Source organism: Oceanobacillus kimchii X50 (assembly GCF_000340475.1).
In the GTDB taxonomy this organism is placed as follows: domain Bacteria; phylum Bacillota; class Bacilli; order Bacillales; family Amphibacillaceae; genus Oceanobacillus; species Oceanobacillus kimchii.
On the sequence record NZ_CM001792.1, the window covers coordinates 2,952,125 to 2,977,665 of the forward strand.

Annotated in this window: 20 protein-coding genes and 1 pseudogene; 9 read left to right on the forward strand and 12 right to left on the reverse strand. The window is 36.2% G+C overall.

All coding sequences use genetic code 11. The annotated features are described in order from the left end of the window. Window positions 1-37: 37 nt before the first annotated feature. The 7 genes from C794_RS15300 to C794_RS15330 form a co-directional block, all read right to left on the reverse strand. Window positions 38-607 carry a Fe-S-containing hydro-lyase gene (locus C794_RS15300; protein ID WP_017798034.1) on the reverse strand — a complete coding sequence of 190 codons (570 nt, stop codon included), beginning with the start codon at window positions 605-607 and terminating at the stop codon, window positions 38-40. 238 nt (window positions 608-845) lie between these two features. Further along, the gene (locus tag C794_RS15305; protein WP_026133822.1) at window positions 846-1,688 is read right to left on the reverse strand and encodes a fumarate hydratase; all 843 of its coding nucleotides are present in this window, start codon (window positions 1,686-1,688) and stop codon (window positions 846-848) included. A 23-nt stretch (window positions 1,689-1,711) separates the two neighbouring features. Further along, window positions 1,712-2,230 carry a MaoC family dehydratase gene (locus C794_RS15310; RefSeq protein WP_017798036.1) on the reverse strand — a complete coding sequence of 173 codons (519 nt, stop codon included), beginning with the start codon at window positions 2,228-2,230 and terminating at the stop codon, window positions 1,712-1,714. An 18-nt stretch (window positions 2,231-2,248) separates the two neighbouring features. After that, the gene (locus C794_RS15315) at window positions 2,249-3,400 is read right to left on the reverse strand and encodes a CaiB/BaiF CoA transferase family protein (RefSeq protein WP_017798037.1); all 1,152 of its coding nucleotides are present in this window, start codon (window positions 3,398-3,400) and stop codon (window positions 2,249-2,251) included. Window positions 3,401-3,416: 16 nt separating this feature from the next. Beyond that, window positions 3,417-4,283, reverse strand: a complete 867-nt coding sequence (locus C794_RS15320; RefSeq protein WP_017798038.1) for an HpcH/HpaI aldolase/citrate lyase family protein — start codon at window positions 4,281-4,283, stop codon at window positions 3,417-3,419. Between the two features lie 258 nt (window positions 4,284-4,541). Beyond that, on the reverse strand, window positions 4,542-5,903 hold the full coding sequence (locus C794_RS15325) for an MmgE/PrpD family protein (RefSeq protein ID WP_017798039.1): 1,362 nt from the start codon (window positions 5,901-5,903) through the stop codon (window positions 4,542-4,544). Between the two features lie 15 nt (window positions 5,904-5,918). Next, entirely contained in the window at window positions 5,919-7,079 is a 1,161-nt protein-coding gene (locus C794_RS15330) for an acyl-CoA dehydrogenase family protein (protein WP_017798040.1), read from the reverse strand. Between the two features lie 914 nt (window positions 7,080-7,993). On the opposite strand from C794_RS15330, the pseudogene C794_RS21070 reads away from it, so the two are divergent. The 4 genes and pseudogenes from C794_RS21070 to C794_RS15350 form a co-directional block, all read left to right on the forward strand. Beyond that, window positions 7,994-8,125: pseudogene (locus tag C794_RS21070) on the forward strand (M24 family metallopeptidase); the annotation flags it as partial. Window positions 8,126-8,326: 201 nt separating this feature from the next. Beyond that, on the forward strand, window positions 8,327-9,463 hold the full coding sequence (locus tag C794_RS15340) for a CdaR family transcriptional regulator (protein WP_017798042.1): 1,137 nt from the start codon (window positions 8,327-8,329) through the stop codon (window positions 9,461-9,463). A gap of 73 nt (window positions 9,464-9,536) precedes the next feature. After that, complete coding sequence (glcD, locus tag C794_RS15345; protein WP_017798043.1) at window positions 9,537-10,937, forward strand: glycolate oxidase subunit GlcD; 1,401 nt, start codon at window positions 9,537-9,539, stop codon at window positions 10,935-10,937. A 3-nt stretch (window positions 10,938-10,940) separates the two neighbouring features. Next, the gene (locus C794_RS15350; protein ID WP_017798044.1) at window positions 10,941-12,272 is read left to right on the forward strand and encodes a (Fe-S)-binding protein; all 1,332 of its coding nucleotides are present in this window, start codon (window positions 10,941-10,943) and stop codon (window positions 12,270-12,272) included. Window positions 12,273-12,807: 535 nt separating this feature from the next. On the opposite strand, the gene C794_RS15355 is transcribed toward C794_RS15350, so the two are convergent. Next, window positions 12,808-13,659: a glycerophosphodiester phosphodiesterase gene (locus tag C794_RS15355; RefSeq protein ID WP_017798045.1), complete on the reverse strand. Its 852-nt coding sequence runs from the start codon at window positions 13,657-13,659 to the stop codon at window positions 12,808-12,810. Window positions 13,660-13,924: 265 nt separating this feature from the next. On the opposite strand from C794_RS15355, the gene C794_RS15360 reads away from it, so the two are divergent. The 5 genes from C794_RS15360 to C794_RS15380 all read left to right on the forward strand — a co-directional run bounded on the left by C794_RS15360 (window position 13,925) and on the right by C794_RS15380 (window position 19,654). Beyond that, the gene (locus C794_RS15360) at window positions 13,925-14,809 is read left to right on the forward strand and encodes an AraC family transcriptional regulator (RefSeq protein WP_017798046.1); all 885 of its coding nucleotides are present in this window, start codon (window positions 13,925-13,927) and stop codon (window positions 14,807-14,809) included. Between the two features lie 191 nt (window positions 14,810-15,000). Beyond that, complete coding sequence (melA, locus tag C794_RS15365) at window positions 15,001-16,299, forward strand: alpha-glucosidase/alpha-galactosidase (RefSeq protein WP_017798047.1); 1,299 nt, start codon at window positions 15,001-15,003, stop codon at window positions 16,297-16,299. 293 nt (window positions 16,300-16,592) lie between these two features. Then, entirely contained in the window at window positions 16,593-17,879 is a 1,287-nt protein-coding gene (locus C794_RS15370) for an ABC transporter substrate-binding protein (RefSeq protein WP_017798048.1), read from the forward strand. A 48-nt stretch (window positions 17,880-17,927) separates the two neighbouring features. Further along, window positions 17,928-18,824, forward strand: coding sequence for a carbohydrate ABC transporter permease (locus C794_RS15375; RefSeq protein WP_017798049.1), 897 nt, complete (start codon window positions 17,928-17,930; stop codon window positions 18,822-18,824). Beyond that, window positions 18,824-19,654, forward strand: a complete 831-nt coding sequence (locus C794_RS15380; RefSeq protein ID WP_017798050.1) for a carbohydrate ABC transporter permease — start codon at window positions 18,824-18,826, stop codon at window positions 19,652-19,654. The genes C794_RS15375 and C794_RS15380 overlap by 1 nt, the downstream gene beginning before the upstream one ends. A gap of 108 nt (window positions 19,655-19,762) precedes the next feature. Here the strand turns inward: C794_RS15380 and C794_RS15385 are convergent, their stop codons facing one another. From C794_RS15385 to C794_RS15405, 4 genes are all read right to left on the reverse strand, one after another. Beyond that, window positions 19,763-21,376, reverse strand: coding sequence for a BCCT family transporter (locus C794_RS15385; RefSeq protein ID WP_039819669.1), 1,614 nt, complete (start codon window positions 21,374-21,376; stop codon window positions 19,763-19,765). A 763-nt stretch (window positions 21,377-22,139) separates the two neighbouring features. After that, window positions 22,140-22,964 (reverse strand): carbohydrate ABC transporter permease, encoded by an 825-nt coding sequence (locus C794_RS15395; RefSeq protein ID WP_017798053.1) that lies wholly within the window; start codon window positions 22,962-22,964, stop codon window positions 22,140-22,142. Next, entirely contained in the window at window positions 22,957-23,880 is a 924-nt protein-coding gene (locus C794_RS15400) for a carbohydrate ABC transporter permease (RefSeq protein WP_017798054.1), read from the reverse strand. Before C794_RS15400 ends, C794_RS15395 begins: the two co-directional genes overlap by 8 nt. 47 nt (window positions 23,881-23,927) lie before the next feature. Continuing rightward, on the reverse strand, window positions 23,928-25,208 hold the full coding sequence (locus tag C794_RS15405; RefSeq protein WP_017798055.1) for an ABC transporter substrate-binding protein: 1,281 nt from the start codon (window positions 25,206-25,208) through the stop codon (window positions 23,928-23,930). Between the last annotated feature and the right edge of the window lie 333 nt (window positions 25,209-25,541).

The window sequence follows — 25,541 nt, forward strand, 5'->3', positions numbered from 1 at the left end:
TATTTTAAATATTACAAAAAATTATTTTAATCCGCTACTATGTTTTGCTACTACTCTTTTTAAATGCTTCCTGGGATTCTTTATACCAATCCCTACCTTCTGAGTCATTGATAACCATGCACGGGAAATCTATCAATTCCAGCTTTCGAATAGCTTCAGTACCTAAATCCTCATATGCAATGACTTCAACTGATTTTATCCGTCTGGCTAATAGAGCTCCTGAACCGCCAATTGCTGCAAAATAAACAGCACAATTATTTACGATGGAATCAATGACTGTTTGACTGCGATACCCTTTTCCAATCATACCTTTTAACCCCTTCTCCAGCAATAGAGGTGTGTACTTATCCATACGACTGCTTGTTGTAGGTCCTGCTGATCCTATGATCTCTCCGGGCTTTGCCGGAGTGGGGCCTACATAATAGATAACCTGATTTTGTAACTCAATAGGGAGGTTTTCATTTCGTTTCAATTGTTCTTCCATTCGTTTATGTGCAGCATCTCTAGCTGTATAAATTGATCCACTGAGTAACACTCTATCTCCAGGACGAAGCGATTTTATCGTATCTATATCTTGAAATGGTACATCTATTTTTATTTGAGACATATTCACCCTCCAAAAAAGGACAATTTGTTTTAAAGTGAAACTTCATTCCGCGGGGGTTTCGTTTCTCTTCACCCACAGAATGTTAGTATCGCAAGGGCATGACCTAATTGCTCTAGAACAGAGTTATACATATACGGGCAGTTCATCTCCCACTTATCCACCTTAGCTAAGCCACATAGTCTTGAAGCAGAGGTATTACTTTCCGTTACGTGCGGGATAAAATCTAGTACGTAATTTACTATAATATAGCATGTTTATGCCTGCTCGCATGACAGTTTAAATTAACAGCTACCGGAAGTGCTGCAATATGGCAAGGTGCTATTTCGATTTTGACATCCAACGTTGTTGTGCTTCCACCCAATCCCTGAGGTCCAATTCCTAGTGCATTAATAGATTGAATTAATTGTTCTTCTAATTCAGCAAGTTCAGGGTCTAGGTGACGTTCTCCTACTGGTTTAAACAATGCCTTTTTAGCTAGATAGGCACAGGATTCAAAGTTACCACCGATACCCACACCTACTACTAATGGAGGGCATGCATTCGGCCCAGCCTCTTTAACTGTATCCAATATGAATTGTTTTACACCTTCAATTCCATCACTGGGGGTCAGCATCATAAGTTTGCTCATATTTTCTGCACCCCCACCTTTTGCGGACATTTGAATTTCCAGTTGATTACCTTGAACTAATTCGATATGGATTACAGAAGGAGTATTATCGCCGGTATTCTTCCTATTTATAGGATTATCTACAATTGAATACCTTAAATAACCTTCTTCATATCCTTTTCTTACCCCTTCATTAATTGCGTCATAAAGACTTCCTCCAGTTATATGACAATCCTGCCCAAGCTTCACGATAAATACAGAAACGCCAGTATCCTGACACATGGGAACACGGTTTTCGGTCGCAATATTAGCATTTTCAATTAACTGATTTAGCACGTCTTTCCCAATCTCTGACGATTCAGTCTGAACTGCCTGCTGAAATGCGGACACTACATCTTGGCCTAAATCATAATTAGCTTCCTTACAAAGCACTGCAACTTTATTGACTATTTCTTCATAATGAAATTCTCTCACCTTTTCACCCCTTGCCATTAACTCTATTCCTGCGATTCCAATACTTTATTTAATAGTATATTTTCTTTTTTTGGAGCATGCTCTTTTTTATAAATCATAAATGTGCGTTTAAAAGTAATGACAATTTCTCCACGTTGATTGTAACCACTAGTTTTCACATTAACAATTCCTACATTTGGTCGTGAATTCGATTCTCTTTTATCTAATACTTCAGAGTAAGAATAAATCGTATCTCCTTCAAAAACAGGTTTAGGAAGTCGAATTTCATCCCATCCTAAGTTCGCCATGGCATTTTGAGAAAGGTCAGTTACCGACTGACCTGTTACAAGAGCAACCGTAAATGTGGAGTCGATCAAAGGTTTACCAAATTCCGTTTGCTCGGAATAATAGTCATCAAAATGAATCGGATTTGTATTTTGTGTTAATAAAGTCATATAAATATTATCTGTTTTCGTTACCGTTCTTCCCAGTGGATGCGGGTATATATCACCTTCTTCAAAGTCCTCATAAAATCTTCCATTCCAGCCATCTTTTACAGTCATAAAACTTCCTCCTTATGGTTACTTAACCTGTGAGTGCATTCCTATTTCCTTTAAAATCGATTCAGTATGTTCCCCTAAGGCGGGAATAGGATTCATTACAGATTGAACATTTTTCATGGTGACTGGCGGTTTAAGTGCAGCAATTTCTCCAACAGGTGTTTGAACTTGTTGCCAGCGATTTCGTGCAGTTAGTTGCGGGTGTTCAAAAAAGTCTTTCATGCTATTTAAGCGTGCATTGGCAATTTTAGCTTCTTCCACCTTTTCAATTACTTCTTCAGATGTTTTTGATTTAAAGTTTCTTTCGATGATGCTCTTTAATTCATCCCGATTTTCAGCTCGTTTGTAGTTACTTTCAAATTTCGGGTTATCTGTTAGCTGTGGCTGTTCTAAAATACGAAGGCAAAAGCTCTCCCATTCCCTCTCATTTTGTAAACCAATAAACACGGTCTTTCCATCTCCACAGGTGAACGGCCCATAGGGATAAATAGTAGCATGACTGGCGCCTGCACGCCTTGGTTCTTCACCGCCGTATGCTGAATAATATTTAGGATAACCCATCCATTCACCAAGAGCTTCTAACATAGATATTTCCATTACAGTACCTTTTCCAGTTTTTGAACGGTTTAATAGCGCTGTCAAAATACCTGTATATGCATACATTCCTGCAGCAATATCAGCTATCGAAATACCTGCTTTCGAAGGGATTTCTTCGCTTCCCGTAATGGAAACAAGACCCGCTTCACACTGAACAAGTAAATCATAAGCTTTTTTAGTTTCATAAGGTCCGCCTTTTCCGTATCCTGATAAGCTACACACAATTAGTTCAGGATGTTTTTCCGTTAATTCATCTGGAATAAAACCCATTCTTTCTATTGCTCCTGGTGCTAGATTTTGCACAAAAACATCTGATTTTCCAATTAAACGACGAAGGGCTTCTTTTCCTTCTTCTGTTTTTAAATCCAACTCGATAGATTCTTTAGACCGATTACACCAAACAAAGTGACTGGAAAGACCATTAACAGTAGTATCATAGTTTCTTGCAAAATCTCCTACCTCAGGTCGTTCTATTTTTATTACTCTTGCACCCATATCTGCAAGCTGCCTAGTAGCAAAAGGAGCTGCAATTGCCTGTTCCAAAGTGACTACAGTTATACCTTCTAAAGGCAACATTTTATTCACCTTCTCTTTATATATTGTTTTTGTATCGTTCTCCAGTTTCAAGAATCATTTTTGCTCTTTCAGCGATTGGAGCATCTATCATTTTTCCATTTACTTGAACAGCTCCTGAACCATTTAATATAGCATCATTGTATGCGTCTATTATCCTCTCAGCTTCTGCTATTTGTTTAGCAGAAGGGGAAAAAACCTCATTCACTATTGGTATTTGTCCTGGATGAATGACAAGTTTACCTTGAAAACCAAGTTTCTTCCCTTCCTTAGCTGTTTTTTTCAATCCTTCATCGTTATGAATGTCTGTATAAACCGAATCAATAGGTGGATCTAATCCTACTGCCTTTGAATCTATCACCAACTTTGAACGTGCATAGAGTAACTGAATCTGTTCTTCATCAGGTGATATATTTGTATTAAGTATAAAATCTTCTGAGCCAAATGCCAGACATGAAACTCTTTGGCTTGCTGAACCAATAGTGTATGCGTTATGAAGACCAGAAGCTGTTTCAATTATCGGAATGATTGACACAGAACCACTCTTTAAATTATTTCTCTTTTCCATTTGTCCAAGAAAATAATCCGCAATTACAATTTTTTCCCTATCATCGGTCATTGGGAGTACAATTCCATCCAGATTTGCGTGTACTATTTCCTGTATATCTTCTAAAAAATAATCAGTATCCACGGCATTCACACGAACGAATGTAGTTATATGCTCCGTATTTTCTATGAATCTTTTTACTCTCTGTCTTGCACTTTTTTTATTTTCCTCTGCAACGGCATCTTCCAAATCAAAGATGAAAGCATCTGCTGAAAGTGCCCTTACTTTTTCCAGACGCCTATCCTTGTCTCCTGGAATAAACATACAAGTTCTCAGCATGGTTGACTCTCCTTTACTTACTGAAAAAAGTTCTTTTAAAGTGAAGCCGTTAATCGATAAGTTATTCCCGTAAACTGTTCTGATCAATAGACTTGTATATTACTTGTTTTCCAATGATTATCTAAAATATGTTCTGAGATTATTTATAGTGTATCTTGAGCAAAACCACGTGAAATTGTTTCAATGAACCCTATTACAATAGTTAAACAACCAGTAATGTAATTTACATTTATTTAATGAAAAAAGTTGCACTAAACCTCAATCTAGAATTCCTCGTACCTTTGTAAATTCAAATAAATCATCTATTGTATCTAAATTCTCCAAATTGAGTAGCTTATCGGATAATATATTTTGTGATTCGATAGACAAATCTCTTGTTAAAGTTCTAAATTTATTCAAAAGATCTTCAGAAGTAACAGCATTTTCAGGATCTCCTTTAGGAAAATCAGTTTCTTTTCTTATCCAGTCTTCTGATGTCAATTTAATTTCTACAATAGCTCCCCATTTATCTGGATAATTACTATTTATTTCTGGATCAACTTCTACATTTACCCGCTTCATTAATTTACGTATATTTTCATTCCATAAGCTTTCTTCATTAAATGCATCGACCCCACCATTACCAGTTAACAAACCTAAAGCAGTGCAGAACTGCAAACTAAATTTAGATGCATATTGAGTGTCCGGGTTTTTATTATCAGTAATGTCGATTGCTACCTGATATGTTTTTACATTGATTTGTTCAATATCATGAAGTCGGATGTTTTTTTCTTCTGCAAGTTCAATCATTAAATCCATAGCATGATGTGTATGCCGGCATGATGCATGAACTTTAAATGAATTTTCCATGATTTTGAACTGCTCGCCTAAATCTATAGTTACTTTTGAAACATCATATTCTGTACTCATTGCTTCAAAAAAACCTCGTTTACCTTCTAATATTTTCTTTGCAGCAGTAAAGCCTTTCTCTGCTAACAAAGCACTAATTACTCCATTCATAGCTGCTTTACCAGGATGCAATTGCTTAGACATTGCACCATCTTCTATAAACTCCCAAAGTCCTGCCGCTTGAGTTCCGGCACTGCCTAACGCATGAATAATTTGTTCATGGGTAAGGTGAAGCAATTTTGCAACTGCGGCAGTTGCTCCAAACGTTCCGCAAGTGGCCGTATTATGCCAATAATAATAATGAGAGGGAGTTACAGCCTCACCTATTCGATAGCAAACTTCATACCCTATTACAACTGCCGTAATCAAGTCTTTACCAGATAGTCGCTTCCATTCTGAAATAGCCAAAGCTGCAGGAATCACTACTGTAGCTGCATGGATAATAGAACCTTTATGAATATCATCCTGTTCTACAATATGACTTGCTGCTCCATTTAAGAGTGCAGCTTGTGTAACTGAGGTCTTTCCGCCTGTAACTAAAGCTGCTTGTGGTTCCCCTCCCAGTTCCTTGACTAAATCATCAACTTTTTGAATCGCTTCCTGGTTGGAACCAGCTATAGCTGAGGAAAAGTAATCCAATATACATAATTTAGTGAATTCCACCACATCGGTAGGTAAGTCTTCATAATTTGTATCTAAAATATAATTAGCAAGTTTCTCACTTAAACTCATCTTATCTCCCCTTTATTAAAAGGATCTTGGTAGACCAAGCACATGCTGACCAACATATGATATAACAAGGTTATTAGTCACTGGAGCAACAATAAATAATCTGGCTTCCCTAAATTTACGTTCAATATTGTACTCTGTAGCAAAACCATAACCTCCAAAAGTTGTCATAGCAGCATTAGCAGCTTTCCAAGTCGCCTCTGTTGAAAGATATTTAGCCATATTTGCTTCCGGTCCACAATTTTCACCGGCATCAAACAGATTAGCTGCCTTATCACGCATTAAAGCCGCTGCTTCAATATCCATATATGCCTGAGAAATTGGAAATTGCACACCTTGATTTTTACCAATAGGACGATTGAAAACTTCTCTTTCATTCGCATATTGAACAGCCTTATCAATAAAGTATTTACCATCACCAATACTCTCAGCAGCTATTAAAATACGCTCAGCATTCATTCCACTTAAAACTTGTTTAAATCCTTTTCCTTCCTCTCCAATCAAATTTTCTTCGGGAATCTCTGTATTTTCAAAAAATACTTCTGTTGTCGCATGGTTTATCATCGTATCAATGGGGCGAATCGTAATATTATTTTTTTGGTCTTGCATGTCAAGAATAAATAAACTTAATCCATCCGTTTTCTTCTTCACCTGATCTTTCGGGGTAGTTCTTGCTAACAATAGCATTAAATCCGAATGTTCGGTGCGAGAAATCCAAATTTTTTGACCATTAACGATATATTTATCTCCTCGCTTTTCTGCTGTTGTTTCAATACTTGTTGTATCACTTCCTGCAGTGGGCTCTGTTATACCGAATGCCTGGAGACGTAATTCTCCACTGGCGATCTTTGGCAAGTAACGCTGTTTCTGATATTCATTCCCATGTCGCAATATTGCTCCCATCGTATACATTTGAGCATGGCCTGCGCCAGCGTTACCTCCTGATCGATTAATTTCCTCTAAAATAACTCCAGCCTCATACATTCCTAATCCAGCCCCGCCGTATTTCTCAGGAATTAAGACCGAAAGCCATCCTTCTTTAGTAAGTGTTTGAATGAATTTTTCAGGATACTCTTTCTTTTCATCTGTCTGTCTCCAGTATGATTCGGGGAACTTTTCACAAAGTGAACGGACACTCTGACGAATTAAATCCACTTCTTCTACTGTACTAACTGTCATTTTAACTCCTCCTTATACATTATAATGAATGCGTTTACAATTATAAGATAATTTATATTAATCTAATATCTAGTTTAACAGTATACTGTATCCAATATCCAAAGTCTAGAGATTTTTTACTTATTTTTTATTTAAGAACCTTAATTCGCTTTTAAATGGTGCTGTAAATAGTGGAGGAATTTTAAGCCTAATTCAAATAGAAAGCCAGTTTTACTGAGAAGCATAAAATCAATCAGTGGAGTTCATGAAGTAATGCATTGAACATGAGGACTTGTCTAATAAGATGCGGGAAGTACATATATTTCGAAATTATTGACTGAGTATGAGTGACGAGATTGAGAAATGTTATTTAAGCCAGCTTGGGTTTTAGACCGTGTCTATTCACTACTTTTCTAGATTTCCATTGCTGTTTTGGTTTATAGACCGGGTCTATGCACTACTTTTTTCTTTTCTCATGCTTTTTTGGACTTTAGATACAACGGGGTTTTACAATTTTGGGGAGGACTACCAATAAAAACACATCGTAAAGGAATCGGCCTGATTGAAGCACTAATCAAAAAAGCAGAATTATTAGGTATCGAATTCAAATACAATACAAGAGCTATATCAACTATTGACAACAGATGAAAAAGTAAGTGGTATCAAAGTGATTGAAGGTGAAGTTGAAAATCAAATCATTGTTAAAGGATTGATTCTCGTTTAGTTCAAATTCTACTCCTTGTTTTATCATCCACTGAATAGTTTCGTACGACTTATTAACGAGTTGTCGAGCTAAATTGGGGGCGCTCTTTCCTTTCGTTACTTTCATAATGTCATTATAATAATCTTCCGTATCATATTCAGGCATATTTATATGTTTTATTTCTTTGGTAGATACTTGAGATAAAATCGGCTGTAACGCATGTTTATCCTTAATTGAACCAGGAATATATATTCCTGGTGTTGGAGGATTCCGACACTCTGATACGGTAGTCCTTACTAATGCCGGAACAGAAATAATCACAGAATATCCTAGAGAAATAGAGAATTTAATTTTTAATAGATGAATTAAATTAAATAACAGCAATAGCCTTAGGTGGCTACTGCTGTTTTTCATTTTAGTTTCTTTAATATTTTCTACTTTGGGTGTATATAAATATGATAATCAAAGTTTGTCTCATTGATATTGCATCTGACATAATTACGTTATAATTAACTATAATTAATGCTGCTTTAATATAATTTTATGTTGTAAAGGAGCCAATTCAATGAACATCTACCACATAGCAGACAAAATTATTAACGTCATCAGAGATATGATAGATGAACAAATTATTATATGTGATACAAAAGGAATTATCATTGCTAGTACGAATCAAGAACGTGTAGGAGATTATCACGAAGGATCCGTATTGGTTATCAAAAATAAGGAACCACTTATGATTACCGATTCATTAACGATCAATTTAAAAGGAGTTAAAACTGGCATTAACCTCCCCCTCTTTTTTAATAAATCCGTTATTGGTGTTATCGGTATCACTGGAGAAATCGAAAAGATAAAGCCGTTTGGGGAAATTGTTCGAAAGATGACCGAGCTGTTGATTCATGAGAATAATTACTATGAACAAATTGAGTTTGAACATAGATCTGTAGAAAATGTTATATTTGATTTACTTCGAAGTAAAAAAGTAGACCGTCCTTTATTGGATAGAGCAGAAACACTAGGTATGACACTAGATGGTACGAAACAGGTAATTATTTTAGTAATAAACAAAATTAATTCCACTCTCCAAAACCAGGTGTGGCAGTACCTAAATAATCTTATACCAGAGAAAGATATACTTGTTCGTTGGGGGAACAATCGCTTGTTCTGGATGCATACACTTTCATCAAAAAAAATAAAGCCTGACTTTTTGAAAACATTGCAAAAAGCTTGTGAAAATAACTTTCCCATTGAATTACATATCGGGGTAGGAGATACGGCAATTGCTGGTGACCTATATCGTTCCTACGAAGAGGCACTCATTGCGATTAATTATTTTCCTGTCAATACCCGGATATCTTTTCATACAGATTTACAGTTGGAACTTTGTTTGCAAGATATTTCTGATGATACAAAAAAGGAATATATTCATAGAACAATCGGTACGTTAATCGACCATAAACAATTACTACATACATTGCATGTATTCATAGAGAATGAATCATCCTTGCAAAAAACAGCAGAAGCATTATTCATTCACATCAATACACTGCATTATCGATTGTCTAAAATTCACCAGTTTACCGGACTTGATCCTAAACGCTTTAAAGATTTAACGAATCTATATCTAGCAATTACATTTTTAGATGAACATACAATTAATTCAAATAATACATCATCATTTCCGTATAAAAACACATAGAATTTTCTATGTGTTTTTATTTATACTGTATAAATTGTAAAAATAATTAAAGGCCTACAGGAGGTTACTAATTATGTTAGATAAGTCAATTATTGAACAGTTTAAAGAAATTGTTGGAGAAAAAAATGTAGAAACATCCAACATGTCGCTTCATTCTTACAGCTATGATGCCACTCCTGGTTTTCGAAAAACACCAGATGTCGTTGTGGCACCAAATAACACAGAAGAAATAGCTGAAATCGTAAAAATTTGTAATGACCATAAAATCCCACTGACTCCTCGAGGATCAGGAACGAATTTAAGTGCTGGAACTACACCCCTCAAAGGTGGGGTTGTATTACTTTTTAAACATATGAATAACATCCTAGAGGTTGATGAGCAGAACCTGACTATTACTGTACAGCCAGGAGTAGTTACGAAAAAATTAATAGATAAAGTAGAAGCAAAGGGATTACTTTATCCCCCAGATCCTAGTTCAATAAACATCTCTACAATTGGTGGAAATATCAATGAAAATTCTGGTGGTTTGCGTGGGCTTAAATACGGCGTAACGAGAGATTATGTTCTTGGATTGAAAATTGTTCTTCCCAATGGCGACATTATTGAAACGGGTGGAAAGCTTGCCAAAGATGTAGCCGGATATGATTTAACTCGCTTATTTGTTGGATCAGAAGGTACTCTTGGAATTATCACAGAAGCTATTCTGAAATTGGTACCGATGCCAGAATATAAGAAAACAATGCTCGCAACTTATGCAGATATCGATGACGCAGCAAGAACGGTATCTGCAATTATCGAAAACCGAATCATCCCTGCTACTCTCGAATTTCTAGATCAGCCAACCGTTGAAGTCGTTGAAGAATACAATCAAATTGGCCTACCTACCGATGCAAAAGCGATTTTATTAATTGAACAAGATGGTCCAGAATCAGTCGTAAATAAGGATATAGAAAAAATTGCAGAAATATGTAAGGAGTTAAAAGCGGTAACTGTAAGCGTTGCTAAAAATGAGCAAGAAGCAACTGCACTGACGACCGCACGTAGATCAGCACTGTCTACGATCGCTCGTTTACGACCAACTACCTTTTTAGAAGATGCCACCGTTCCAAGATCACAAGTAGCACCAATGGTAAAAGAGATTAATAGAATCGCAGAAAAATATAATGTAAAAATATGTACATTTGGTCATGCCGGAGATGGAAATCTTCACCCAACCGTTCCAACAGATGTGAGAAATAAAGAAGAATATCATCGTGTTGAGCAAGCTTTTGCTGAGATATTTGAAAAAGCGGTTGAGCTCGGTGGAACAATAACTGGAGAACATGGTGTTGGTGCAATGAAAGCACCATTTCTAAAACTTAAATTAGGCGAAGAAGGAATTCGAGCATTAAAGAGCGTCAAGCAAAGCTTTGATCCAAATAATATCATGAACCCTGGAAAAATGTTTTTTGAAGAAGAGGAGAAAGGAGAATAGAACGTGGATACTTTAGTAAAAGAGCGGATTCAAGTAGACTTTCAGAATCGTATGGACAGAGATGAATTGGAAAATTGTATGCGCTGTGGATTCTGTCTCCCTGTTTGCCCGACATATATCCAATCAGGGTATGACGAAACACAATCTCCTAGAGGACGGATCGCATTAATGAAAGGCATTGTTGATGGAGAAATCGAACCAGATGAAGATATTGAACAGACATTGAATGAATGTCTTGGCTGCAGAGCGTGTGAACCAGCTTGCCCTGCGGGAGTTAATTATGGTCAGCTTTTAGAGGAAGCAAGAGATATTTTCAATCAAAATAAGCAACATTCTCTCCCAGAAAAAGTAATTAGAAAAACTGTCTTTGAAGGATTATTTCCCCATCAAAACAGAATGGAAAACATGACCTCTCTTCTCACCTTTTATCAGCGTTCTGGCCTGCAAAAGATAGCTAGAAATATTGGATTTATGAAGCTATTTCCAGAAACTCTGGCTACTATGGAAAAGGTACTGCCATCTACTCCAACACGAAAAGAAATGCGGTCTCAAGCTTCCTACTATGTACATAAAAGTCAGCCAAAAGCGAGAGTAGCATTTTTCAAAGGCTGTTTAATGGATACAATGTTTCGAGAAGTGAATAAAGCAACGATTGAACTATTACAAAAAGTCGGATGTGACATCGCCGTTCCAGACACACAAAATTGTTGTGGTGCATTACACGGACACTCTGGAGAAAAAGAAAAAGCGAAAGAACTAGCTAAGAAAAACATTGCTGCATTTGAAGAAGTCGGTGCTGATTATATTATTACAAATGCTGGTGGATGCGGAGCTTTCCTCCATGATTATGGTCATCTGCTACACGATGATCCCGAATGGTCAGAGAGAGCAGCAAACTTTGCTTCAAAAATTAAAGATATTACCGCAATTCTTATCGACCTTGATTTTCATCTGACGCCTCTGCAAATGCCAGAACAGGTCGTTACTTACCAAGACTCGTGCCATCTACGAAATGTACAAAAGACATTCGATGAGCCTAGACTTCTATTACAATCGATTGATGGTCTTCATTATGAAGAAATGAACGATGCAGCAAGATGTTGCGGTTCAGCCGGAATATATAACATCGTTCATTCCGAACTTTCTATGAAACATTTGGATTACAAAATGGAACAAGTAAAAGATACCGCAGCAACAACTATCGTGACTACCAATCCGGGATGCCTCTTGCAAATGAAATTAGGTATCGAACGAGAAGGATTGTCTGATAAAATGCGTGCTGTGCACATTGTTGAGTTGTTGATTGAGGCCGTGGATCGAAGAACAAGTGTATAAGTTTACACATTTGAAACCCAAACTGTTTAATTAATTCTACCAGTTTGGGATTTCGTTCTTTTTACAACTTTTTTATATTTGTTACGCTATTTTGGTTCTTAGAACTGCTTTATTCACTACTTTCTTCGATTTCTCATGCTATTTTGGTTTATAGAACCGCTCTATTCACTACTTTCTTCGATTTCTCACGCTGTTTTGGTTTATAGAACTGCTCTATTCACTACTTTCTTTGATTTCTCATGCTATTTTGGTTTATAGAACCGCTCTATCACTACTTTCTTCGATTTCTCACGCTATTTTGGTTTATAGAACTGCTTTATTCACTACTTTCTTCGATTTCTCATGCTATTTTGGTTTATAAAACCGCTCTATTCACTACTTCTTTGGATTTTTTAAGCTTTTTTCGTTTATAGGACCGTTCTATCCACCATTTTCGCGATTTCTCAAGTTGTGTTTGGGTATTAGACCATCCACTAAATTTAAAAGGAGCTAGTAAGATACTAGCCCCCTGAATTATTATAACTTCACTACTCCTCTACCACTTCCCCGGGTGCCTATGTACATATTCAGGGAAATCAGTAATTATCCCATCTACTCTTAGATCAAGTAAGCGATCTGCCTGTTCTTGTGTTCTTACTGTATAAGCCCACATTTTCATGTCTTTATCATGAACACGATCAACTAAGTCTTCTGTAACAATATTCATATTCGGATTAAAGTAGTCGGCATATGTAGCAAATTCTTCTAGTTCTTCATCCGTTACACCTGCCCATGTTAGGCCTGCCAACACACCGTGTGGAATTCGAGGTAATAGCTCCTTTGATAATCGTACGGATTCATGGTTAAATGACTGAATGATAATTTTACCGTTTCTTGGTTTATGCATATTACGATCTCTCAAAGCTTCAGCAACTTTTTCTTCCATTCCTGGATACAGTTCAGGAGACTTTAATTCTATTAAAATACCAATTTTCCCACGGTATTTATCAAGAATTTCTTCAAATGTCGGAATAGGCTCCCCCGCGAACTCTTCACCAAACCAGCTTCCAGCATCTAATTGTTGAATCTCTTCTAGAGTATAATTACTAACATTCCCACTTCCATCTGTCGTCCTGTTCACTGTTGTATCATGAATTGCAATCAATTCACCGTCTGCTGTCATTTGTACATCGATTTCGATAAAATCCGACTTCATTTGTAATGCCTTATCAAATGCTGCGATGGTGTTTTCTGGAGCATGACCGGATGCGCCTCGATGAGCTACGTTAACCACTTTTTTGTGATGCGGATTTGCTTTTGTTTCTGCATTGGATGCAAAGGCGGGTGAAGTGAACACCGACATAAAAATAATTGCTACTAATACCATAAAAATGAGTTTACTAGACATTGAATCTCTCCCTTTTCCTTTATTTGGTTTTCATTATAATCAATGACTATTAAGGGAAAGTGAATTGTATGATAAGTATTTGTAAGGATTTTCCAAAGAAAAAGAACTGATTACTAATCGCATTGATCTACAATTTCGATTTTTTACAGGTTGACATCCCTGGTAATTAAAATGATACTGCTATTGAAGCATTCTTCTTTTCAATTCTCAGTTTTTACATAAATCATAACAAGAAATAATAACGTTTTTATAAGGAGGTATTCATTTGCAAAAGTACTCCAAACACAATTCATATGGATTTCGATTTAAAGGAGATTATCAAAGAAATGTAGCAGGCTTACAAGCGATTGGATATGAGCTACGGAGTGATCCGAGTTATTATTGGGAAGGCCTGAATAGAGGCGAAAAGAACGTTATTGTCTTTCAGTACACGTTAAATGGAAGAGGAGCTATACGTATTGGTGAAACAACACATCAATTAGAAAAAGGGACAGCGTTCTTTATAGATATTCCAAGCGATCATTGTTATTACTTGCCTGATAACTCCGCAGAATGGGAATTTATATTTTTTACCATATACGGTAACGAAGCGCATAGTTTGTTTACTGAGATTACCAGAAAACATGGACACATCTTTCAATTACCGATTCATGCTGGTCCAATTAGACATATTCTAAAAACAATAGAAAAAATTGAAACAACAGGAATTAATCATGGCTATGAAGCCTCCTCATGTGCATATTCATTTATCATGGAGTGCCTAGAATATGTAGAATATGAACAAAGAAATGCAACAGTTGCCCCTCCCCCTATTTTAAAAGCAGTCGAATATATGAAAGAAAATTTTCAAAAAGACATTACGCTGGATGATATTGTTCGTGAATCTGGATTGTCAAAATATCATTTCACCCGTCGATTTGTAAAATCAATGAATGATACACCGATTCACTATCTCAATAATATGAGGGTGAAACAAGCTCTCCAACTACTGTTAATAGAAGAAAAAACAATTGAAGAAATATCAAAAGAAGTCGGATACTCTTCAAGCAATTATTTTAGTAAGGTATTTAAGCACATGGTTGGTGAGACTCCCAGTGAATATCGAAAAAACACATGCGTTATGCCCGTCAACCATTTATTTATCGACTAAACAAAAGAAGCAATATTTTACTCATGACAAAAAAATTTACGATTGAAAGCGTATCTAATCAGTATTATGATGTATTCAATAAATAGCAATTTTCTCCCACATTATGCAGGCGATAATACTCCTACTTCAACGCGAATAAAGGTTTCCAAACGGGTTAAGTGAGGAGAAAATTTTTTTAGGAGGTATAAGTAATGTCAAAAATAACATTTCTAGGTGCAGGTAGTACCGTATTTGCTAAAAATGTCTTAGGTGATTGTATGACAGTAGAAGCTTTACAAGATTTCGAGTTTGCTTTGTTCGATATTAATCAGGAGCGACTGCAAGATTCTGAGATGATGTTAAAGAACATGAAATCTAATATGAATTATACCGTCAAAATTAAATCATATCAAGATCGTAAAGAGGCACTTCGCGGGGCAAAATATGTTATCAATGCTATCCAAGTAGGTGGCTATGATCCTTGTACGATTACCGATTTTGAAATCCCGAAAAAATACGATCTACGCCAAACCATCGCTGATACGGTTGGTATTGGTGGTATCTTCCGGAATTTGCGAACGATTCCAGTGATGCAGGAATTTGCTAAAGACATAAAAAAAGTGTGTCCAGATGCATGGTTCCTTAATTATACGAACCCTATGGCTTCCCTAACAAATGTCATGTTAAAAGAAGGAATCAAAACGATTGGACTTTGTCATAGCGTTCAAGTTTGTGCAAATGATTTACTTACATCATTAGATATGCCGACAGACAATGTTCAGTGGAAAATTGCTGGTATCAACCATATGGCTTGGCTTTTAGAAATTACCCGTAATGGAGAAGACCTTTATCCTGAAATAAAAAAACGAGCAAAACAAAAACAAAAAGAAAAGCACGATGATATGGTCCGTTTTGAACTGATGGATAAATTCGGCTATTATATTACAGAATCTTCTGAACATAATGCGGAATATCATCCCTACTTTATGAAGAGCCGCTATCCTGAATTAATTGAGCGTTTTAATATTCCATTAGATGAGTATCCACGCCGTTGCGTTAATCAAATTGAGGGCTGGAAACAAATGCGTGAAGACATTGTAAATAATACGGAATTAAACCATCAACGGTCGCATGAATACGGCTCCTATATTATTGAAGCAATGGAAACAAATATTCCGTTTAAAATTGGCGGTAATGTATTAAATAAAGGAAGATTAATAAATAATTTGCCTGAAAATGCAGTTGTTGAAGTCCCTTGTCTCGTTGATGCAAGTGGTATTTCTCCAACCTATGTTGGTGATTTACCGGAACAATTAGCTGCTTTAAACAGAACAAATATTAATACACAACTATTAACAGTAGAAGCTGCCTTAACAAGGAAAAAGGAGACAATTTATCAAGCAGCCCTGCTCGATCCACACACATCTGCAGAATTATCCATCGATGATATTATTTCCCTATGTGATGATTTAATAGAAGCACACGGAGATTGGTTACCTGAATACCTATAAAAAAAGATAGAGGTGGGAGAACCAAAAGAATAGGTTTACGATAGCCGCTTCAGAAATATACTGTGCTTATCCAACGGCGGCTGCTACGGAATCCAGGTTCTCACCTGTGCCTAACTCCCACAGGAGTCTCCATACATTTCTTACGCTAACTAACATTATCAATCGACTCTTTAGTCTAACATTTAATTATTTGTCTAAAAAACACTCGTTTTATAGTGCAGCTAATTACAAGCAGATTATTGAAAGCGGTTTATTATGTTCACAATCAACTTCAAATGAAAAGGAGTATCCTTATGCGATTATGTTTCAGATCATTTTTATTAGTAATGTTAGCAGTGATGATCCTTGCAGGCTGTATGGATGAAGAAACAGAAGTCAGCTCAAAGGATAATGAGGGTTCAGGTAATCAAGTAACGTTAACTGTCTATTCTACAGTATCCAATGAAGCAGAGCAGAATGCAGTTAAGAAAGTAGTAAACGATTTTGAGAAAGAAAATCCCCATATTCGGATCAATTTGAACCTTCCCGGTCAAGACTATGAAAGCCAACTGCGGATTCGAATGGCTGCCAATGACCTTCCAGATTTATTTGACACACATGGCTGGGCGAAGAACCGATATGGGGAATATACGATGGACTTAAGAGATATGGATTGGGTGGAGCATCTTGATCCAACATTGGAACAAATTTTTATTGATGAAAAAGGAAAAGTTTATGCTTATCCACTTAATCAGGCTATGGACGGATTAACCTATAATAAACAAATTCTAGAAGACTATAACATTGAGGTACCGGAAACGTTTGAAGAATTTATGCAATCTTTAGAAACTATCAAAGAAAAAAGTGATGGTGAAATTGCACCATTCTGGTTCGATGGTTCCACTACGACATCTTTCGGCCAGTACTATGATCAATTTGCTACTCCTCTACTCATTACTCATCCAGATCATGATTATAGAGATGAGCTATTGAACGGTACTTTTGATTGGGAACCTTATACATTTTTATCGGAAAAACTGTTGGAAATGCATGAGAAAGATTTACTTAATATCGATGTATTAACGGCTAGAACGTATGAACAAAATCAACTGATTGCTCAAGGGAAAATTGCTTTTGTAATGCGTACCGTACCGATAAATGTTATTAAAGAATTGAACCCTGATATCGAACTAGGTGTTATGCCTGTACCAACTATTCATCAAGGAGACAGTCCGAGCTGGATCGGTGGAGAACGACATACACTTGCTATTTGGAAAGATACACCACATCCCGAAGAAGCAAAAGCATTTCTTGATTTTCTTTCTAGACCAGAAAATGTAAAAGCTGTTGCAGAAGGAACTTCTCTATCTGCTGGACTTACGAACGCGAAAGCAGACATCTATTATCAGCCTTATTTTGATAAATATAAAGATATAGTAGTTGAACCATACTTCGATCGTATTTACTTACCAAACGGTATGTGGAAACCAATGGGAATGAGTGGCCAAGAGCTATTATCTGGTGCACTTTCCCCAAAAGGCGTAACCCAAAAAATGAAAAGTGAATATTTACGATTATTTGAACAAGCAGGATTCGATTAAACCCTTAAGATGATCAACGCATTAAATTTCTATAGGAGTTGAATGAAAATGGCAGTAAGCGTAAAGAAACCCTCACGAATCGCGCGAAACTCATCCCTTTGGTGGATGTACTTACCAGCCCTCCTGTTTGTTTGTTTTTTTATCGTGTATCCGTTTTTAAATGGTATTCGTATTTCATTCACAAACTGGAATGGCTTCTCTCAAACATTTGACTATGTTGGTCTTAGACAATATACACGGTTGCTTACCGATCCTGATACATGGACAATTGTACGTAACACTTTGATTTACGGGATAGGTAGTACCTTATTTCAAAATATCATTGGACTAGGGTATGCCTTATTACTAAATCAAAGCATTAAATTCAAAAGTATTACGAGAACAATCATCTACTTACCTGTCATTATTAGCCCATTAATTATGGGATATATTTGGTACTTCTTTTTCTCCTATCAAGGCGGAGCATTAAATGATGTTCTCTTGGCATTAGGATTAGATAGAGTAAATATTTTAGGAAATGTAGATATCAATATTTGGATTATTGTTTTCGTAAACACATTTCAATTCGTAGGAGTAGCAATGATTATCTACTTAGCAGGTTTACAAAGCATTTCCAGAGATTTTTACGAAGCAGCAAATATCGATGGGGCTTCCGCTTTCCAGAAATTCAAAAATATTACACTTCCACTATTGATGCCATCAATTACGATTAATATCGTAATCAATATCATTGGTGGTCTAAAACTATTTGATGTCATTATTTCTCTAACTGGTGGAGGACCCGGTAACTCCTCACAATCGATGTCTACATTTATGTATGATTTATATTTTACAAGAGAAGATGCAGGATATGCAGCAACACAAGGTGTACTTATGATGGTGATTATTTTAATACTTAGCTTGTTAGCACTTATCTACTTTAAACGTAAGGAGGTTGAAGCATAATGGATTATATTTCAAGTAAACGAAAAATTACATTATCTACTTTTGCTTTAATATTTGCAGTGCTTCATTTTCTTCCTTTCTATATATTAATTACGACAGCACTAAAAACAAAGAGCGATTTCAGTTCAAAATGGGTTTTTCCGACAGAATTTAGCTGGTCTAATTTTACAGAAGCTTGGCAAGTAGCGAATTTAGGCAATGCCTTATTAAACACTGGTATTATAACGTTCTTTGCAGCAATTTTATTAATTGTTATTGGATCACTTGCCGCTTACCCACTGGCAAGAAGACAAACAAAACTTAATCGATTTATGTTTATGTTCTTTATTGCCATTATGGTTGTCCCGCCACTTGCTGCATTAGTTCCTTTATATCAACTGGTAGTGAATATCGGCTTAATGAATACACATGAAGTAGCCATCTTTAATAACGTAGCTTCGTATTTACCCCTAACCATCTTTTTATATGCAGGATTTATTCGCTCTACGATTCCGAAATCTCTAGAAGAAGCAGCTAGGATTGATGGAGCTGGAACATTTCGAATCTTTTTTCAGATAGTTTTTCCTTTACTTAAACCAGTAACAGCTTCAATTCTGATTATCGCTTGTGTGTATATTTGGAACGACTATCAATTTGCTATATTCTTCCTTCAAGATGAATCTGTTCAGACAATGACGGTTGCATTATCTAGATTCTTTGGGGAAAATGCCAATAATATAAATTTAGTTGCCGCCGCGGCGATTATTGCTACACTACCGATGGCTATTCTCTTCCTCCTCCTGCAAAAACACTTTGTCAAAGGACTTGCAGCTGGATCTGTTAAAGGATAGCCTATATATCCCATATATAGAAATTCTCTTAACCAATTAAAGAATTGACAAGATCAAAAAAAAGCTGTCCAAAATCGGAGAATGCTCCTACCTGGACAGCTTTTTGTATTAAAAATCTTTATCTTCTTCAGCGTCAGGAAGTGTTTCCATAAATCCTTCACGCATTTTTTTGAGTTCTTTTTGTTGTTTTTCTCTAAATTTAGGATCGAGTTGACGCTGTCTTTTTTCTATCGTTATAATGCCATGTTCGCTCCTCAATGCCCTGATAAGCGAAATACTCATGAGAACCATTAAAATTCCAAATGGGAATGCAGAAATCAGCATAGCCATTTGAAGTGCATTGAGTCCTCCAGACCACAATAGAACAGCGGCAATTGCAGCAAGGATAACACCCCAAATAGCCTTAATTCCCATACCTGGGTTTAATTCTCCTCCTGTTGTCAGCATACTTAACACAAATGTACCGGAATCGGCAGACGTAATGAAGAACGAAGCAATCAAGAGTACTGCGACACCGATAACTACCGCTGCCATAGGTTGTTGCTCCAGAAATGCAAATAATGCTACTTCGTTTCCTAGTTCATTCATTAACTGATGAATCACGCCTCCTTGAGCCGCATCCATTTCTAAACCTGCGATACCAAAAACAGAGAACCATAAAGCGCTAAATAATACTGGTACAGCTGTTACTCCAATAACAAATTCACGAATTGTTCTACCTCTTGAAACCCTTGCGATAAAGGTTCCAACAAATGGTGACCAGCCAATCCACCATGCCCAGTAAAAGAGTGTCCATGCATTAAGAAAATCTCTTTCACCGGTAAATGCATTCATATTTAGAGTCATTGATGGTAGATTTTGAACATAATTACCAATAGTTGTTGTAAAGGATTCAATCATTTGTACAGAAGAGCCGAGGACAAACACAAATGCCATTAATGCGATAGCAAGAACCACATTCGCCCAGCTCAGGTATCGTATACCTTTATTGATACCTGTAGTTGCAGAAAGAATGAATAATACAGTCACAATTAAAATAACAATTAAATTTGTAGCCAGATTATTTTCAATTCCATCAAAACTAAAGCTCAAACCAGCTGTAATTTGTGTCGCACCTAGTCCGAGAGACGTTGCAATACCAAATACAGTAGCAAAAACAGCTAGTGTGTCAATGGCAATTCCTAGTGGACCTTTAACACGATCCCCAAACAGTGGTGCAAAAGTGGAACTAATTAAAGCAGGTGCGCGGTGGCGGAATTTAAAGTAAGCCAATGCCAATGCTAGCACAGCATATGTAGCCCATGGATGAAGTCCCCAATGGAATAAGGTGTACTGCATTGATTCTTCTGCAGCTGCAATTGTTTCAGGTTCCGCAGAAGGAGGTGAATAATAATGTGTTACTGGTTCTGTCACTCCGTAGAATACCAGTCCAACACCCATACCGGCGGTGAATAAAAACGCAAACCATGTAAAATAGCTATAATCTGGTTTTTCGTCAGGTTTACCAAGTTTAATTTTTCCATATGGCCCAAAAATAAGAAATAGGGCAACCAAAACAAATCCTGTAGTAACTAATAAGTAAAACCAGCCAAACGTATTCGAAATATAGGTATCAACTATGCCTAAAACATACTCAACATTTGCAGGAAAAAAAGCTCCCCATATAATAAATACAGATACTAATGCCATAGAAACCCAAAAAACAGGTGTAATTGATTTGATAATATGACCTCCTTATCTTTCTTTGTCAAAACTCTTGTAGTATAACATAAACAGAAAACATGTAAAATACTTCTGTTTGATTAGCCACTCAATTGTATGGCTTCAGTGTTTGTTATCAAAGAGTATTCGCCAAGTAGTTATTTTATAATACCTTCAACCTCCACCTTTATTCACGCTTCTTTTTCCTTACTTACTTCCATTTCCCTATTTTCTTAACAATAAACACATCTGCACTTGTTGAAAGCTGAAATATTCTGTCTATACTTATGATTGATTTATGGTACGCTCAGTTTGTCCCAGTTGAGAAAATATAACCATTAAATTTTTTAAAATTCACTTCACTTGGGTGTTCGTTTTGACAATATATAGGAAATTTGTATTATGGAGGTTAATCCTATTGTTAAACACATATGTGATATTAGTAGGAAGACTTCTAAAATCAAAAAAGCATTATCAAAAACATCCTGAAAAAGAATATTTTGATAATGCTATAAATCAAGATGAATTTTACATATTACATGTTGTTAACTAATTTTTATTTTTGATTCGATTCGTCCATTCACGTAATAATATAAGGAGAAATTTCTAAAGCTAATTTCTTCGTTATACGTTTATCAACGAATTTATAATTATCTACCATGAATTTTGCTCACATATCTATGATATATAATTTTACCATAAATGAAAGTGTTTTAAATCATTAAATCCAATTAAGAACATATTTAATCATATTGTAAACGTAAGAGTAAGACAATAGTCTATTCTATTTGACCGATCCAAGCATGCCAGCAACAAAGTATCTTTGCAACAAGAAGAAAATTAGTGCTGTTGGGATTGTAGTAATAACAATTACTAACATAATTACCCCATAATCAGGTGTATAGCTGGAACCTAAATTTGAAATTAATAACGGAACGGTCTGATTTTCTGGAGATTGTAAAACTACCAATGGCCACAGGTAATTATTCCAACTATTCATGAATGTAATAATTGCTGCTGCTGCATATGTTGTCTTCATCGATGGAAGATAGACCCGAAAGAAAAGTCCCAATTCTGATAATCCATCAATCCTGCCTGCTTCTAAAAGCGCACGCGAGAACATCTTTGTGTTTTGTCGGAAGAAGAAAATTAAAAACGCAGTTGTAATAGTTGGTAATGCCGCTGCAGCCAATGTATCAATACCTATAAGAGGTGCTACTTGAGAAATACCTCCAAAAAAACGAAATAGTGGAATCATGATCGCTGCAAAAGGAATCATCATCGACAGTAGCAATATACTAAATACAATATCCTTTTTCTTACTACGAAAGATTTCAAAACCATATCCAGCCAACGATGCAATGAGAAGTGCAAACACAGTGGTCCCAATCGCGATTATCGCTGAGTTCCACATGGCTTGACCAATGGCAACGGAATCCAACATATTTTTAATATTCTCTATAAAATGTGCACCAGGAATTAAACTTCCCCTTGTCACATCAATAGACTTGTTAGTCGCACTAACAATCATGTAGTAAAACGGAAATATCGAAATGATTGAAGCAACGGTTAAAAATGCATACATAAACCCTTGTTTGAATTTAGTCATTCTTATCACCTGCAATTCTGAACTGAATAATCGAGAAGAATACTACCATCGCAACAATCGTAAATGATACTGCAGCTGCATAACCAAAATCAGGAGTGTATTCAAACGATAAATTATAAATATATTGAGAAATGGTCGTCGTAGCATTTCCTGGTCCACCTTCTGTTATATTCATAGGCTCATCGAATAACTGAAGCGTACCAATCGTGGAAACAATAGAAGTGAATAATATAATCGGCTTTAGCATGGGAACTGTAATTCTAAAAAATTGTTGAAAGGCGGATGCACCATCTATTCTTGCTGCTTCATAAATGGATTCATCCACATTTTGAAGTGCGGAAAGATAAAATATCATGTTATAACCTACCCATCTCCACGTAATCGCCAAGATAATGACTACTTTTGCCCAAAAAGGATCTTGTAGCCATAAAATAGGTTCAGAAATAATACCGAAATCCATCAACATGGTATTTACTGTGCCATTATTACTAAATAAATATTTAAAGATTATCGAATAAGCAACGAGTGATGTAATTGCTGGTAAGAAGATAGCTGTTCGAAATAGTCCTTTAAATTTCAAATTTTTATTATTTAACATGACTGAAATAATTAACGCAAATATAATCATTAGAGGTACTTGAATAATAAAAAAGATAACGGTATTAAATAAAGCTGTGAGAAAATTTGGATCTGTAACTAATCGAATATAGTTATCAAAACCTACATATTCTAAATTCACCCCAGGACCTGACTGAAATGATAGGAGGAAAGCTTGAATCATAGGATAAAAATAAAAGAGGCAAATCATAATTACTGCTAATATTATAAATAACCAACCTTTTTTCTTACGCGTCTTCGGTGGTAACTTCCATCTCTTTTTTCTATTAAACTTTGTATTTGTATTGGTTGACTCCATGAATTTCCACCCCTCTCTTAAAAAACGTAAGCTCTACAACATGATTACTATCTAAGCTGTCTTTCTGCTTGTTGTTGAGCTTCTTCCAATATCGCATCGAGGTCTCCGCCTCTAAGATACTGTTGCAACGAAATAGCGAGCATATCCGAAATAGCATACGTATGCATACCATAATTCACACCTGGAATCTCTTCTGCCCACTCCGAAAAATCTTCATAAATAGTTTGCCCTCCAAAGAACTCTACTTCTTCTCCATATATCCCTGCTTCGTTAGCTGGAATATATGTTCCAATTGCACCTATCTCATTAACCAGTTCACTATATAAATCAATACTTGAACCAAACGTATTGATGAGAAAATCAGCAGCCTGTTCTTTCCCAGGTATATTCAGTACGTAAAAAGATGAACCACCTGAATTAGTTGCATTCACAGATCCTTCTATACCAGGAAGTCTTGGAAATGGAACCACTGCCCAATTACCTAAGTGTGATTCTTCTGCAGTTATCGATGGCGTAAACCAATTCCCATTAGCTTGTGATATAACCAAATCATTGTTGACTGCTTCTAATAATTGACTCCACCCGGAATGGAGATTCAATAAACCTTCATCGACAAATGTCTTATATAACTCCAGAGATGTTTTTAACGATTCATTACCGGCAATATTTGGTGTTACTCCATCTTCTTCTGTTAGCCATTCCCCTGAAGATTGAATCATCATCCGAATAATTCCGAGATCATTATGGTCGTTCGTTATCAGATTTTTTCCAGTTGTCTCTTTTACATCTTTACCGATTTCGATGTACTCTTCCCATGTGATATTCTGTAGATCTTCAACAGTGTATCCGGCTTCTTCTAAGTAATCTCTTCGTACATATAATCCAGCCGATCCCGTATCAAATGGGATAGCGTAATTTTTCCCATCTTTACTTGTAGCTTGAATCTTATATGAAAGGAAATCATTCGATTCAAACTTCCCAGTCAAATCATAGAAAGCATCCGGGTATGCTTCAAGAAATGTCTGCGCCCGATAATCCTCTATTAAAACGATATTCGGAAGACCTTTTTGAGCCCCAGAACTTAAACTCGTATTTAACTTTTGAACAATATCTTCCTGAGCATTTTCAATGATATTTAACTCAAAATCAGCGTCCTTTTCCTTATGAATTTCTTCAGCTATTCCAAGAGCCTTCACATTGTAATAAGGATCCCAAGCCCATACAGTTAACGCTTCTGGTGTTTTGGATTGCGCATCTGATCCATTTCCTGAACACCCAGCTATAAAAATCGAAGTGACAACTACGATGACTAATAGAATCTTTCTCATTTTCTCCCTCCTTCTATACTTTTCATGACACAACTACCAATATTAATGCGCTTTCATAAATAAAAAAGAATATTTAAACTCTAATAAATTCGTATTCATAAACCACCGCAGCGTATTAAATAATTGTAGAGGTTAGAACATAACGATGTTTTCAAAAGATAGAGCATACTTAGAATATACATAAGAAATATACAGAGACTCCTTGGATTTAAGGCATAGATGAGAGGGAATGCAGAGTCCAGAGACTCATCAGCCGCCTTTGGATTAAGCGCAGTATATTTCTGAAGCGGGTTGTCAGACCCTTGGTTTAGGTTTTATCTTTTGATAAAATAC

What these genes read in the sequence shown, in the direction of transcription:
- C794_RS15300 (WP_017798034.1), bottom strand. Translation starts at nt 607, where the DNA reads ATGTCTCAAATAAAAATAGATGTACCATTTCAAGATATAGATACGATA.
- C794_RS15310 (WP_017798036.1), bottom strand. Translation starts at nt 2,230, where the DNA reads ATGACTGTAAAAGATGGCTGGAATGGAAGATTTTATGAGGACTTTGAA.
- C794_RS15315 (WP_017798037.1), bottom strand. Translation starts at nt 3,400, where the DNA reads ATGTTGCCTTTAGAAGGTATAACTGTAGTCACTTTGGAACAGGCAATT.
- C794_RS15320 (WP_017798038.1), bottom strand. Translation starts at nt 4,283, where the DNA reads ATGCTGAGAACTTGTATGTTTATTCCAGGAGACAAGGATAGGCGTCTG.
- C794_RS15325 (WP_017798039.1), bottom strand. Translation starts at nt 5,903, where the DNA reads ATGAGTTTAAGTGAGAAACTTGCTAATTATATTTTAGATACAAATTAT.
- C794_RS15330 (WP_017798040.1), bottom strand. Translation starts at nt 7,079, where the DNA reads ATGACAGTTAGTACAGTAGAAGAAGTGGATTTAATTCGTCAGAGTGTC.
- C794_RS15340 (WP_017798042.1), top strand. Translation starts at nt 8,327, where the DNA reads ATGAACATCTACCACATAGCAGACAAAATTATTAACGTCATCAGAGAT.
- glcD (WP_017798043.1), top strand. Translation starts at nt 9,537, where the DNA reads ATGTTAGATAAGTCAATTATTGAACAGTTTAAAGAAATTGTTGGAGAA.
- C794_RS15355 (WP_017798045.1), bottom strand. Translation starts at nt 13,659, where the DNA reads ATGTCTAGTAAACTCATTTTTATGGTATTAGTAGCAATTATTTTTATG.
- melA (WP_017798047.1), top strand. Translation starts at nt 15,001, where the DNA reads ATGTCAAAAATAACATTTCTAGGTGCAGGTAGTACCGTATTTGCTAAA.
- C794_RS15370 (WP_017798048.1), top strand. Translation starts at nt 16,593, where the DNA reads ATGCGATTATGTTTCAGATCATTTTTATTAGTAATGTTAGCAGTGATG.
- C794_RS15375 (WP_017798049.1), top strand. Translation starts at nt 17,928, where the DNA reads ATGGCAGTAAGCGTAAAGAAACCCTCACGAATCGCGCGAAACTCATCC.
- C794_RS15380 (WP_017798050.1), top strand. Translation starts at nt 18,824, where the DNA reads ATGGATTATATTTCAAGTAAACGAAAAATTACATTATCTACTTTTGCT.
- C794_RS15395 (WP_017798053.1), bottom strand. Translation starts at nt 22,964, where the DNA reads ATGACTAAATTCAAACAAGGGTTTATGTATGCATTTTTAACCGTTGCT.
- C794_RS15400 (WP_017798054.1), bottom strand. Translation starts at nt 23,880, where the DNA reads ATGGAGTCAACCAATACAAATACAAAGTTTAATAGAAAAAAGAGATGG.
- C794_RS15405 (WP_017798055.1), bottom strand. Translation starts at nt 25,208, where the DNA reads ATGAGAAAGATTCTATTAGTCATCGTAGTTGTCACTTCGATTTTTATA.